The sequence below is a fragment of the Adhaeribacter aquaticus DSM 16391 genome (assembly GCF_000473365.1).
GTDB classification, from domain to species: Bacteria; Bacteroidota; Bacteroidia; order Cytophagales; family Hymenobacteraceae; genus Adhaeribacter; species Adhaeribacter aquaticus.
In genome coordinates this window covers 313,279-325,622 of the sequence record NZ_KI421517.1, presented here as the reverse complement: position 1 = coordinate 325,622, position 12,344 = coordinate 313,279, and the positions used below count along the sequence as shown (strand labels likewise).

Genomic DNA, 12,344 nt, shown 5'->3' with positions numbered 1-12,344 from the left:
TTTTTTAACGCTTGGGCTCCTAACCTATCTGGTTTTACCCGAACTGAATCAGCACCTGGTTTTTTTCTACGTTATCACGCAGCTTTACTTTAATAGCCTTTACAATTCCATCGCCCGGAGATTTTATAATATTCTCCATTTTCATTGCTTCCAGAATTAATATAGGATCTCCTTTTTTTACGGTTTGTCCTGGTTCTACTTTAATAGAAATAATTAAACCAGGCATAGGTGCTTTTACTTCGTTTATCTTTATCCCCTCATCTACCGACATCCCCATTTTTTCAAGAAGTAGGTCAAACCGGTCCTTAATATTTAACTCATACTGATTTCCGTTAATCTTGATCAGGAAGGATTTCTGCTTAAAATCAGCTTTAATCACTTCGGCAACGTAAGATTTATTATTTCTGATAATATGGAATTTATTGGGCTGGAGGGGGTGTAGATCCCAATCAAAAGCAATATCATCTACCAGGATTTCATCTTTTTTAATATCAACCTGCCATTTTTTTTCGTTAGCGGTTATTACCTGTAGCATGAGCTTGCTTATTTTTTCGGAGCCTAAAGTTAATTGAATTCTAAAAGTAATCGTAGAAATTGCCTGTAATTTTTAAACAATCCTCTAATGAGTTATAAGCATTTTAGCATTTTAAGTTGCCTGATAATAAGTATTGCGTATTCGGGTTGCCGCATAAATAAAATTTCCCCTACCCAAACTTCAGATAAATCTACTATCGGCATAGAAACTGCTGATTTTTCTGCTGCTGATAGTGTAGCGGAAGAAGACAGTATTCCGGATTGGATTTCTAAAAAAGGCCCCTATAGGCCCGCAGCTACTCGCCTGCACGATTTAATACATACAAAATTACGGGTAAGCTTTGACCTGCAGAAACAATATTTATTAGGCGAAGCTACTCTTACTTTAAAGCCATATTTTTACCCGCAGGATAAACTTATTCTGGATGCCAAAGGCATGGATATTCATCGGGTCCGGTTAGTTTCTAATAATACCGAGAAGGAACTGAAATATATTTATGATAAGCGAGTACTAACGATAACCTTAGATAAAATCTATACCCGGAATGATACCTATCAGGTATTTATCGAGTACACTGCCAAACCCAATGAATTAGAGGCAGGAGGGAGTGCTGCTATTACCTCCGATAAAGGTTTGTATTTTATAGATCCTCTTAATACCGATCCAAACCGACCGCAACAAATCTGGACCCAGGGCGAAACAGAATCAAATTCTGCCTGGTTTCCAACTATTGACAAACCCAACGAGCGGATGACACAGGAAATTTATATTACCGTGGATCCCAAATTTACGACGCTTTCAAATGGTACGCTGCAGTATTCGCGCACCAATAAAAATGGCACCCGTACCGATTACTGGAAATTAGACAAACCACACGCCCCGTATTTAGCCATGTTAGCCGTTGGTGAGTTTGCGGTGGTAAAAGATAAATGGCGTAATCTTGATGTAAATTATTATGTAGAACCGCAATACAAAAATACAGCTAAAGCCGTTTTTGGGAACACGCCTGCCATGATGGAGTTTTTTTCTCAAAAGCTGGGTGTGGTGTTTCCCTGGAATAAGTATGCGCAAATTGTAGTTCGGAATTTTGTTTCGGGCGCAATGGAAAACACCACCGCCTCTGTATTCATGGAAGATGTTCAGGTAGATAGGAGAGGGCTTCTGGATGCAAACTGGGATTATATCATTGCCCACGAATTATTCCATCAATGGTTTGGTGATTTAGTAACACTGGAGTCCTGGGCTAACTTACCCTTAAATGAAAGCTTTGCCAATTATGCTGAGTATTTGTGGGAAGAGCATAAAAACGGGAAAATGGCGGCCGATGCCGCTGGCGAAAAAGAATTGCAACAATACCTGGCTGAATCGGAAAGCAAACAAGAGCCCCTAATCAGGTACCATTACCAGAATAAGGAAGATATGTTTGATAGCCATTCTTACGCCAAGGGAGGACGGGTATTACATATGCTGCGGAACTATATTAGTGATGACGCCTTTTTTACCGCTCTTAAAAATTATTTAACGCAGCATAAATTTACCAGCGTAGAAGTAGCCGAACTACGGATGGCTTTTGAGGAGGTAACCGGCGAAGATTTAAACTGGTTTTTTGATCAATGGTTTATGTCGCCCGGGCATCCCCATTTGCAAGTGGAGCATCGATATCAGAATGGAATGCTAACGGTGACGGTAACCCAGTTGCAAGATTCAGCCTATACCCCCGTTTACCGGTTGCCCCTTTCAGTATCGGTATGGATAAATAATAAAAGGACTAATTTCCCAATTACCTTAACCAAAGCTCGGGAAACCTTTGCTTTCGAAGTGCCTGCTTCCCCTCAGTTGGTTTTATTTGATGGTGCACAACAATTATTGGGAGTGGTGTCGCATCCAAAATCTGATGCCGAACTATTATTTCAATTCCATAATAGTGGCCAATATGTGCCTAAATACGAAGCGTTGCAGAAGTTAAAAGAAAAGGTATCTGATCCTCAGGTAGCCAATATGTATAAATCTGCTTTAAAAGATAACTATTGGCAAATTCGCAGTGATGCATTAACCGCCCTTGAAAAGGTAGCTGATCCGGAACTAAGGACACTGGTACAAAATTTAGCGGTCAAAGATGAAAATAGTTCAGTACGATCGGAAGCTATAAATACATTAGCAACGTTTGGGCAGGCAGAATATACTACTGTTTTTTCTAAAGGATTAACAGATAGTTCTTATGCCGTGGTAGGTGCAGCCATAGAAGCTTTAACCACTACTAAGAATGGAAATTTTATAAACCAGATGCAAGCCTTTGAAAATTATACAAACGGAAAAGTATTAGCATCAGTAGCGAACTATTACGCTTTCTTTGGCGACCAAAGTAAATATAATTGGTACTTGAACACCTTGGATAAAATTCACGGAGAAAACTTGTTCTTTTTTTTACAAGCTTTTGGGGGTTATTTAATGAAGGTGCCGCCAGCAGAACAAAAACCGGCTATAGCAAAATTAGAACAACTGGCCCGCCACCACAAAACCTATTATGTGCGATTAGGGGCTTATCAAGCTTTAACTTTGGCCGGAGACAGGCAGGAATTAGAGCAAATTAAAGAAGATATAAAAAAAAATGAGAAAGACCCTAAATTAATAAATATCTATAAGAATATCAGTTACTAAGGCTGAGAAACAAGAGCAAAAAACGGTACCGAAATAAGGGTTTTTTACGTACAAAGGCGTTTTTTTTAATATTTTTTTTGCAAAATGTTTGACAAAGAAAAAAAAGCGTCTAATTTTGCAGCTCCTAAAACAAACAACACGAATACAAGCGGTTGTTTTTAAAAGGAAGTTCTTAATTATAGTGTCAACTATAGTTGATTTGGGGAGGTACCAGAGTGGCCAAATGGGACGGACTGTAACTCCGTTGTTGTAATGACTTCGAAGGTTCGAATCCTTCTCTCCCCACACCAGGAGCTAATCAAAATAAAAAAGAGGTTTTATCTCTTTAATAAAAGATTAGTTTGTTATCAATTACAAGCGGGAGTAGCTCAGTTGGTAGAGCGACAGCCTTCCAAGCTGTAGGTCGCGGGTTCGAACCTCGTCTCCCGCTCATTTTAGCGATTAGCATTTAGCAGTAAAGTCATCTTATATTTTGTTTGATGATGAGCTAAAAGCTAATCGCTAATAGTTGTAAAAAGCCGACGTAGCTCAGGGGTAGAGTACTTCCTTGGTAAGGAAGGGGTCGTGGGTTCAATTCCCATCGTTGGCTCAAACTTATATAAAATATTGAGCTGTATTATAGAGCTTGGTTATATTTTTAAAGTTCAAATAAAAAACTAAACACTTCATTAATTCTAATAAAATGGCTAAAGAAAGTTTTGATCGCTCCAAACCGCACGTAAACATCGGTACTATCGGTCACGTTGACCACGGTAAGACAACTTTGACTGCTGCTATTACTCAGGTTTTAGCGAACAAAGGTCTTGCCGCAAAAAGAGATTTCTCTTCAATCGACAATGCTCCTGAAGAAAAAGAGCGTGGTATCACTATCAATACTTCTCACGTGGAGTATGCTACTGAAAACCGTCACTATGCACACGTTGACTGCCCAGGTCACGCTGACTACGTGAAAAACATGGTTACTGGTGCTGCTCAGATGGACGGTGCTATCCTAGTAGTTGCTGCTACTGATGGTCCTATGCCACAAACTCGTGAGCATATTCTTTTAGCTCGTCAGGTAGGTGTGCCTCAATTAGTTGTGTTCATGAACAAAGTGGACATGGTTGATGACCCTGAATTATTAGAATTAGTTGAAATGGAAATCCGTGAATTATTATCATTCTACGATTTCGATGGTGACAATATTCCAGTTATCCAAGGTTCTGCTTTGGGTGGCTTAAATGGCGATCCAAAATGGGTAGGTACAATTGATGCATTAATGGATGCAGTTGATAGCTGGATTCCAATTCCTGCTCGTTTAACTGATCTTCCATTCTTGATGCCAGTAGAGGATGTATTCTCTATCACTGGTCGTGGTACTGTTGCTACAGGCCGTATCGAGCGTGGTATCATTAACTCAGGTGAGCAAGTTGATATCTTAGGTATGGGTGCAGAAGGCTTAAAATCAGTTGTAACTGGTGTTGAGATGTTCCGCAAAATATTAGATAGAGGTGAAGCTGGTGATAACGTAGGTTTATTATTACGTGGTATTGACAAAGACCAAATCCGTCGTGGTATGGTTATCTGTAAGCCAGGTTCTGTAACTCCTCACGCTAAATTCAAAGCTGAAGTTTACGTTCTGTCTAAAGAAGAAGGTGGTCGTCACACGCCATTCTTTAACAACTACCGTCCACAGTTCTATTTAAGAACAACTGACGTAACAGGTGTTATTACATTACCAGAAGGTGTTGAAATGGTTATGCCAGGTGATAACATTACTATCACTGTTGAATTGATCAACAAAGTAGCGATGGAGAAAGGTCTTCGTTTCGCTATCCGTGAAGGTGGCCGTACAGTAGGTGCTGGTCAGGTAACTGAAATTTTAGACTAGTTTTAATAAATAATGAATCCGTCTTGGAATATTTTTCCGGGACGGATTTTGTTTATCTAAACAAAATAACTAAATTTGCACTCCCGAATTCAATAAAGCATTCGCGGTGTGCATTTTTTTACGGGTGTAGCTCAATTGGTAGAGTAGTGGTCTCCAAAACCATTGGCTGGGAGTTCGAGTCTCTCCACCCGTGCAAGACAAAGTCTTTCTGTTTAAACTTAATGGAAAAGGTAAAAAATTATATAAGCGAAACAATGGAGGAAATGAGATTTAAAGTCTCATGGCCAAGTTATTCTGAATTGCAAAAAAGTTCAGTATTAGTATTAGTAGGTTCTCTTGTGTTCGCAGTAGTGGTTGGAGCAGTAGACTTAGTGTATAAAGAAACATTAGAGTTTTTCTACAACCAATTTTAGTTAGTAACAAATGGCAGAATTAAAATGGTATGTAGTTAGGGCAGTTAGTGGTCAGGAGAAAAAAGCTAAGTCATATTTAGAAAATGAAATAGCGCGCCAAGGCTTAACTGAATATGTGCCTCAAGTGCTTATTCCAGCAGAAAAAGTATATGAAATGCGTAACGGTAAAAAACGGGTACGCGAAAGAAGCTTTTTTCCAGGATATATTTTAATTCATGCTGATTTAACGCATGGCGAAGCAGAACATATAATTGTTAGTACTCCAGGCGTAATAGGTTTCTTAGGTGCCAATGAAGGGCAGGCAACCAAAAAGCCAGTTCCTTTAAGAATGTCAGAAGTTAACCGGATTTTAGGTAAGGTTGACGAAACAGATGAACAAGTTGAAACTTTAGACACACCATTTATTGTTGGTGAAACAGTTAAAGTAATGGATGGTCCATTTAACGGATTCTCCGGAACGGTAGAAGAAGTGTTTGAAGAGCGCCGCAAATTAAATGTAATGGTTAAGATTTTTGGTCGGAATACACCAGTTGAGCTTAACTACATGCAGGTAGAAAAAGAATCATAATATACTGATGTAAGGTCTCCATCAGTTGAAAAAAAGAGACTGAATAACTAACTTAAAATTTTACAGCAGCAGGTAAAAGGCCTGTAGCTTAGAGAAAAATGGCAAAAGAAATAAAAGGTTATCTGAAACTTCAGGTAAAGGGAGGCGCCGCGAATCCATCGCCGCCGATTGGACCTGCACTTGGCTCGAAAGGCTTAAATATCATGGAGTTTTGTAAGCAGTTTAATGCTCGGACTCAAGATAAAGCCGGCCAAATCTGTCCCGTGTTAATCACTATGTATACTGACAAGTCTTTCGACTTTGTTATCAAAACTCCTCCGGCTCCAGTTTTATTAATGGATGCTGCAAAAATCAAAGCTGGTTCAAAAGAGCCTAACCGGAATAAGGTTGGATCTGTAACCTGGGATCAAATCCGCACTATTGCTGAAACAAAGATGCCTGATTTAAATGCATTCAAAATTGAGTCAGCAATGAGACTGGTAGCAGGTACTGCCAGAAGTATGGGTATCACAGTAACAGGCACTGCGCCTTGGTCTGAATAAGGAGGAAGCAAAATGGCAAAATTAACTAAAAAGAGAAAAGCTGCTTTAGAAAAAGTAGACCAGAATAAAGAGTATACTTTATTAGATGCAGCTGGTTTAGTAAAAGAAATTACTTATACTAAATTTGATGCTTCCGTGGATATTGATGTTCGCTTAGGAGTAGATCCTAGAAAAGCAGATCAAATGGTGCGTGGTATCGCTACTTTACCTCACGGAACAGGTAAGCAAGTACGTGTTTTAGTACTGTGTACACCAGATAAAGAACAAGAAGCAAAAGATGCTGGAGCTGATTACGTAGGCTTAGACGAATATATCCAGAAGATTGAAAAAGGCTGGACAGATGTAGATGTAATTATTACAATGCCTTCTGTTATGGCTAAAGTAGGTCGTTTAGGTCGTATTTTAGGTCCTCGTAACTTAATGCCAAACCCTAAATCTGGAACAGTTACTCCAGACGTAGCTAAAGCAGTTAAAGAAGTTAAAGCTGGTAAAATCGACTTTAAAGTTGATAAAACAGGTATCATCCACACCAGCATTGGGAAAGTTTCTTTCTCACCAGATCAATTAGCTGATAATGCGGCTGAAGTTATTCAAACATTAAACCGTTTAAAACCTTCTTCTGCTAAAGGTACTTATATTAAGAGCATTACGTTGTCTAGCACAATGAGCCCTGCGGTTACAGTTGATAAAAATTTAATTTAAGGAATTAGAAATGACCAGGGAAGAAAAGCAAGCAATCGTAGATGAGTTGACCGAGAAATTCGCTACGTACAATTTTTTCTATATAACTGATGCTGCCGGTTTATCCGTTGCTGCTATCAATCGTTTCCGTAAACTTTGCTTTGACCAAGGAATGGAATATAAAGTATACAAAAATACTTTAATCCGCAAAGCCCTTGATACATTAGAAGCAGATACAACTGCCATGGATGCTGCCTTGAAAGGTCAATCCGGCATTTTATTTACTGCAGATTCAGGAAGTGCTCCAGCTAGATTATTAAAGCGCTTTTACAAATCTGAAAACTACGGTAAAAACGTGGCAACGAAACCTTTATTAAAAGGTGCTTATGTAGATTCAGATGTTTTCGTTGGCGAAGACCAATTAGATTTATTATCAAATATTAAATCTAAACAAGAACTTATCGGTGAAATCATTGGTTTATTACAGTCTCCTGCGAAGAATGTTATTTCTGCGCTACAAGGTGGTGGTAATAAGCTAGCCGGTATCTTAAAAACTTTATCAGAAAAAGAATAATTTAAACAATAAATAACAATTAATAATTAATAAAATGGCAGATTTAAAAGCATTCGCTGAGCAGTTAGTAAATTTAACTGTAAAAGAGGTAAATGAACTAGCTACTATCCTGAAGGATGAATACGGCATAGAGCCTGCAGCTGCTGCTCCTGTAATGGTAGCTGGTGGTGCTGCTGGTGGATCTGATGCTCCTGCAGCAGAAGAAAAAACATCATTTGATGTAATATTGAAATCAGCTGGTGCTTCTAAACTGGCTGTAGTTAAATTAGTAAAAGATCTTACTGGTTTAGGCTTGAAAGAAGCTAAAGAATTAGTTGACGGTGCTCCAAAACCTTTGAAAGAAGGTGTTGCTAAAGACGAAGCTGATTCTTTGAAAAAACAATTAGAAGAAGCTGGTGCTGAAGTAGAGGTAAAATAATCTCTATTTCTTAACATACCACATGGATTAGACCTGGCAATTTAGTCAGGTCTTTTCCTGTTTGTACTGAAAAATAAAATCAGTGCTTTTTCTAAAATCCAATTATTTTGGATAGATTTTTGATTGAGGTTTTAAACTTTAAACTGAAGAAGTTTTGGCTATAAATAAAATTACGGAGCGCATTAATTTTGCCTCCATTACGCCGGTAATTGATTATCCGGATTTCCTAGACGTTCAATTACAATCTTTCCGTGATTTCTTCCAGTTGGAGACAGCTGCTGAAAACAGAACAGATGAAGGGCTTTTCAAAGTATTTGCTGAAAACTTTCCTATCTCTGATTCCAGGGAGAATTTTGTTTTAGAATTTATAGATTACCATGTTGATCCACCAAAATATTCAGTGGATGAATGTATTGATAGAGGTTTAACTTATTCAGTTCCTTTAAAAGCAAAGTTACGTTTAGTTTGTAACGATGATGATAATGAGGATTTTGAAACCATCGAACAGGAAGTTTTCTTAGGAAATATTCCTTACATGACGGAAAAAGGTTCTTTTGTTATCAACGGTGCTGAACGTGTAATTGTTTCTCAGTTACACCGGTCTCCAGGTGTTTTCTTTGCACAAAGTAAACACACAAACGGAACAAAACTATACTCAGCCAGAATTATTCCTTTTAAAGGTTCTTGGATTGAATTTGCTACAGACGTTAACAACGTGATGTATGCATATATAGACCGTAAAAAGAAATTCCCGGTTACTACCTTACTGCGGGCAATTGGGTATGGTACAGATAAAGATATATTAGATTTATTTGGCCTTTCCGAAGAAGTTAAAGCAGAGGAAAAAACGTTAAAAGGTGTTGTTGGCCGTAAATTGGCTGCCAGAGTTCTGAGAACCTGGACAGAAGATTTTGTGGATGAGGATACTGGCGAGGTTGTTTCAATTGATAGGAATGAAATTCTTTTAGAGCGGGATTCAATTATTGCAGAAAGTGATATTGAAACAATTATGGATTCTGGTGCTAAGTCTATTATCCTGCACCGGGAAAACATAAACATAGCTGACTTTACCATCATCTATAACACTCTTCAAAAAGATAATTCAAACTCTGAGCAGGAAGCTGTGGAGCAAATTTACCGTCAGCTGCGGAATACAGAAGCTCCTGACGTGGAAACTGCTCGTGATATTATCCAGAAATTGTTCTTCTCGGATAAGCGTTATGATTTAGGAGATGTTGGCCGTTACCGGATAAACAAAAAGTTAGGATTAGATTCCAATTGGGATGCTAAAGTATTAACCAATGAAGACATTGTGTTAATTGTGAAGTATCTGATTGGGTTAATAAACTCTAAGGCTGTAGTTGATGATATTGACCACTTATCTAATCGTCGGGTTAGAACAGTTGGTGAACAATTATACGCGCAGTTTGGTGTTGGTTTAGCACGTATGGCCCGAACCATTAAGGAACGGATGAACGTACGGGATAATGAAGAATTTAAGCCGGTTGATTTAATAAACGCCCGGACTTTATCTTCTGTAATAAATTCCTTCTTCGGTACAAACCAATTATCTCAGTTCATGGACCAAACAAATCCATTAGCTGAAATTACGCATAAACGCCGGGTATCTGCATTAGGACCTGGAGGTTTATCTCGGGAAAGAGCTGGTTTTGAAGTACGTGACGTGCATTATACCCATTATGGTCGTTTATGTACCATTGAAACACCAGAGGGACCGAACATTGGTTTGATTTCTTCGCTGTGTGTACATGCTAGGGTAAATAGCATGGGCTTCATTGAAACACCATATCGGAGAGTATCTGATGGTCGGGTTGAAATTGAATCTGATGTTAAGTATTTAACAGCGGAAGAAGAAGATACGCACCACATTGCTCAGGCAAATGCCCGAATAGATGAGAACGGTAACTTTATCAATGATAAAGTTAAAGGTCGTTTTGAGGGTGACTTCCCAGTTACAGATCCGGAAGCATATACCTATATGGATATTGCTCCAAACCAAATTGTTTCGGTTGCCGCATCTTTAATTCCTTTCCTGGAACATGATGATGCTAACCGGGCCTTAATGGGATCTAACATGCAACGTCAGGCTGTTCCGTTATTAAAGCCACAAGCTCCAATTGTAGGTACAGGTTTAGAGGCTCGTGCAGCTATAGACTCGCGTGCTTTAGTAGTTGCTGAAGGTTCTGGGGTGATTGATTATGTAGATGCAGATAAAGTTGTAGTTAAATACGACTTAACTGATGAAGATAAATTAATAAGCTTCGATGCTGAGTTTGTAACCTATGACCTGATTAAGTTCAGAAGAACTAACCAGGATACTTGTATTAACTTAACTCCAATTGTTAAAAAAGGACAGGTTGTTACAAAAGGACAAGCTTTGTGCGAAGGTTATGCAACCAATGACGGTGAATTAGCTTTAGGACGTAACTTACAAGTTGCCTTTATGCCTTGGCAGGGGTACAACTTCGAGGATGCTATTGTTATCTCCGAAAAAGTAGTAAGAGATGACGTATTTACATCCATTCATATTGAAGAATTTGAACTGGAAGTTCGTGAGACGAAACGGGGAGAAGAAGAATTAACTTCAGAAATTCCAAACGTAAGTGAAGAAGCTGTTCGTAATTTAGATGAAAATGGTATCATCCGTGAAGGTGCTGAAGTTAAAGAAGGAGATATCCTGATTGGTAAGATTACACCTAAAGGTGAAACCGATCCAACGCCGGAAGAAAAGCTTTTACGGGCTATCTTTGGGGACAAAGCAGGTGATGTGAAAGATGCATCCCTTAAGGCACCTCCATCATTAAACGGGGTGGTAATAGATACTAAATTATTCTCCCGTCCTAAAAAAGATAAAAACCTCCGGGCTAAGTCTAAGAAAGAAGTTGAAGACTTAAAGTCTAAATACAACGATGAACTGAAAGCAGTAAAAGTTGTAATGATGGACAAACTGGTTCAACTACTTGATGGTAAGACCTCCCAAGGTGTAAAACATAAATTCGGGGATGAGATCATGTCGAAAGGCGTGAAGTTCTCCCGCAGAAATATTGTTGAGAATTTATTCCCGGACAAAAACCCTTACAAAGACGAGAGCAATTACTCCGTTCCGGAAGAGGTGAATATGTTTAAGGATTTGATTCTGGAAAACTGGACTACCGAAGAAAGAACCAATACCATGTTGGCGGAATTAGTGAAGAACTATAACAAACGCCGCAACATGATCTCTGCCCGCTTCAAACGTGAGAGATTTACGCTGGAAGTAGGTGATGAATTACCAGCAGGTATTGTGCAGTTAGCTAAAGTTTATATTGCCAAGAAACGTAAGCTTAAAGTTGGTGATAAAATGGCAGGTCGTCATGGTAACAAAGGGGTTGTAGCCCGGATTGTACGTGAAGAAGATATGCCGTTCCTGGAAGACGGAACACCAATGGATATCGTATTGAACCCACTTGGGGTACCTTCTCGGATGAACATTGGTCAGATCTACGAAACAGTATTAGGATGGGCTGGTCTTAAAATGGGTAAGAAATATTCTACGCCTATTTTTGACGGTGCTACAGATGCGCAAGTTTCGGAAGAGCTTAAAGCTGCTGGATTACCTGTATATGGTCGTACTTACCTGCACGACGGATTAACCGGAGATCGTTTTGATCAACCAGTTACAGTTGGGGTAATTTACATGCTGAAATTAGGTCACTTAGTGGATGATAAGATGCACGCCCGTTCAATCGGACCATACTCCCTGATTACGCAGCAACCATTGGGTGGTAAAGCTCAATTTGGTGGTCAGCGTTTCGGTGAAATGGAAGTGTGGGCGCTGGAGGCCTTTGGGGCTTCTCACGTACTGCAGGAAATCCTGACGGTGAAGTCGGATGATGTAATTGGTAGAGCTAAGGCTTACGAAGCTATTGTAAAAGGCGACGTGTTGCCAAAACCAAATATCCCGGAATCTTTCAACGTATTGATTCACGAATTAAGAGGTTTAGCGCTAGAGATTACCTTAGACTAGATAATGAAAATTGAGTAGCATCGGCAAGTTGCTACTCTTCTTTTCGTTATTAGAAATA

10 protein-coding genes and 4 tRNA genes are annotated in these 12,344 nt (G+C 39.1%); 13 read left to right on the top strand and 1 reads right to left on the bottom strand.

Annotation, left to right across the window (positions count from 1 at the left end; translation table 11 throughout):
- Positions 1–34 precede the first annotated feature (34 nt).
- Positions 35–535, bottom strand: a complete 501-nt coding sequence (locus ADHAQ_RS0103370) for an acyl-CoA carboxylase biotin carboxyl carrier protein subunit (RefSeq protein ID WP_026461728.1) — start codon at positions 533–535, stop codon at positions 35–37.
- Between the two features lie 87 nt (positions 536–622).
- Between ADHAQ_RS0103370 and ADHAQ_RS0103365 the strand changes: the two genes are divergently transcribed.
- From ADHAQ_RS0103365 to rpoB, 13 genes are all read left to right on the top strand, one after another.
- A complete protein-coding gene (locus ADHAQ_RS0103365; protein WP_034256546.1) occupies positions 623–3,193 on the top strand; it encodes a M1 family aminopeptidase in 2,571 nt (856 codons plus the stop codon).
- Between the two features lie 201 nt (positions 3,194–3,394).
- Positions 3,395–3,478, top strand: a tRNA-Tyr gene (locus ADHAQ_RS0103360).
- A 72-nt stretch (positions 3,479–3,550) separates the two neighbouring features.
- Positions 3,551–3,623 (top strand) — tRNA-Gly (locus ADHAQ_RS0103355).
- A gap of 87 nt (positions 3,624–3,710) precedes the next feature.
- A tRNA-Thr gene (locus ADHAQ_RS0103350) sits at positions 3,711–3,782 on the top strand.
- Between the two features lie 93 nt (positions 3,783–3,875).
- Positions 3,876–5,063, top strand: coding sequence for an elongation factor Tu (gene tuf / locus ADHAQ_RS0103345; RefSeq protein WP_026461726.1), 1,188 nt, complete (start codon positions 3,876–3,878; stop codon positions 5,061–5,063).
- A 120-nt stretch (positions 5,064–5,183) separates the two neighbouring features.
- A tRNA-Trp gene (locus tag ADHAQ_RS0103340) sits at positions 5,184–5,256 on the top strand.
- A 28-nt stretch (positions 5,257–5,284) separates the two neighbouring features.
- Positions 5,285–5,476, top strand: coding sequence for a preprotein translocase subunit SecE (gene secE / locus ADHAQ_RS0103335; RefSeq protein WP_026461725.1), 192 nt, complete (start codon positions 5,285–5,287; stop codon positions 5,474–5,476).
- A gap of 10 nt (positions 5,477–5,486) precedes the next feature.
- Positions 5,487–6,044, top strand: coding sequence for a transcription termination/antitermination protein NusG (gene nusG / locus ADHAQ_RS0103330; protein ID WP_026461724.1), 558 nt, complete (start codon positions 5,487–5,489; stop codon positions 6,042–6,044).
- 98 nt (positions 6,045–6,142) lie between these two features.
- Positions 6,143–6,586 (top strand): 50S ribosomal protein L11, encoded by a 444-nt coding sequence (gene rplK / locus ADHAQ_RS0103325; RefSeq protein WP_026461723.1) that lies wholly within the window; start codon positions 6,143–6,145, stop codon positions 6,584–6,586.
- Positions 6,587–6,598: 12 nt separating this feature from the next.
- Positions 6,599–7,288 carry a 50S ribosomal protein L1 gene (gene rplA, locus ADHAQ_RS0103320; RefSeq protein ID WP_026461722.1) on the top strand — a complete coding sequence of 230 codons (690 nt, stop codon included), beginning with the start codon at positions 6,599–6,601 and terminating at the stop codon, positions 7,286–7,288.
- Between the two features lie 10 nt (positions 7,289–7,298).
- Positions 7,299–7,841 (top strand): 50S ribosomal protein L10, encoded by a 543-nt coding sequence (gene rplJ, locus ADHAQ_RS0103315; RefSeq protein WP_026461721.1) that lies wholly within the window; start codon positions 7,299–7,301, stop codon positions 7,839–7,841.
- A 34-nt stretch (positions 7,842–7,875) separates the two neighbouring features.
- A complete protein-coding gene (rplL, locus tag ADHAQ_RS0103310) occupies positions 7,876–8,259 on the top strand; it encodes a 50S ribosomal protein L7/L12 (RefSeq protein ID WP_026461720.1) in 384 nt (127 codons plus the stop codon).
- 154 nt (positions 8,260–8,413) lie between these two features.
- On the top strand, positions 8,414–12,286 hold the full coding sequence (rpoB, locus tag ADHAQ_RS0103305) for a DNA-directed RNA polymerase subunit beta (RefSeq protein ID WP_026461719.1): 3,873 nt from the start codon (positions 8,414–8,416) through the stop codon (positions 12,284–12,286).
- Positions 12,287–12,344 lie beyond the last annotated feature (58 nt).

Bases quoted from the DNA above. Each gene is read 5' to 3' on its own strand.
- ADHAQ_RS0103365 (WP_034256546.1), top strand. From the start codon at position 623: ATGAGTTATAAGCATTTTAGCATTTTAAGTTGCCTGATAATAAGTATT.
- secE (WP_026461725.1), top strand. From the start codon at position 5,285: ATGGAAAAGGTAAAAAATTATATAAGCGAAACAATGGAGGAAATGAGA.
- tuf (WP_026461726.1), top strand. From the start codon at position 3,876: ATGGCTAAAGAAAGTTTTGATCGCTCCAAACCGCACGTAAACATCGGT.
- rplL (WP_026461720.1), top strand. From the start codon at position 7,876: ATGGCAGATTTAAAAGCATTCGCTGAGCAGTTAGTAAATTTAACTGTA.
- ADHAQ_RS0103370 (WP_026461728.1), bottom strand. From the start codon at position 535: ATGCTACAGGTAATAACCGCTAACGAAAAAAAATGGCAGGTTGATATT.
- rplJ (WP_026461721.1), top strand. From the start codon at position 7,299: ATGACCAGGGAAGAAAAGCAAGCAATCGTAGATGAGTTGACCGAGAAA.
- rplK (WP_026461723.1), top strand. From the start codon at position 6,143: ATGGCAAAAGAAATAAAAGGTTATCTGAAACTTCAGGTAAAGGGAGGC.
- nusG (WP_026461724.1), top strand. From the start codon at position 5,487: ATGGCAGAATTAAAATGGTATGTAGTTAGGGCAGTTAGTGGTCAGGAG.
- rplA (WP_026461722.1), top strand. From the start codon at position 6,599: ATGGCAAAATTAACTAAAAAGAGAAAAGCTGCTTTAGAAAAAGTAGAC.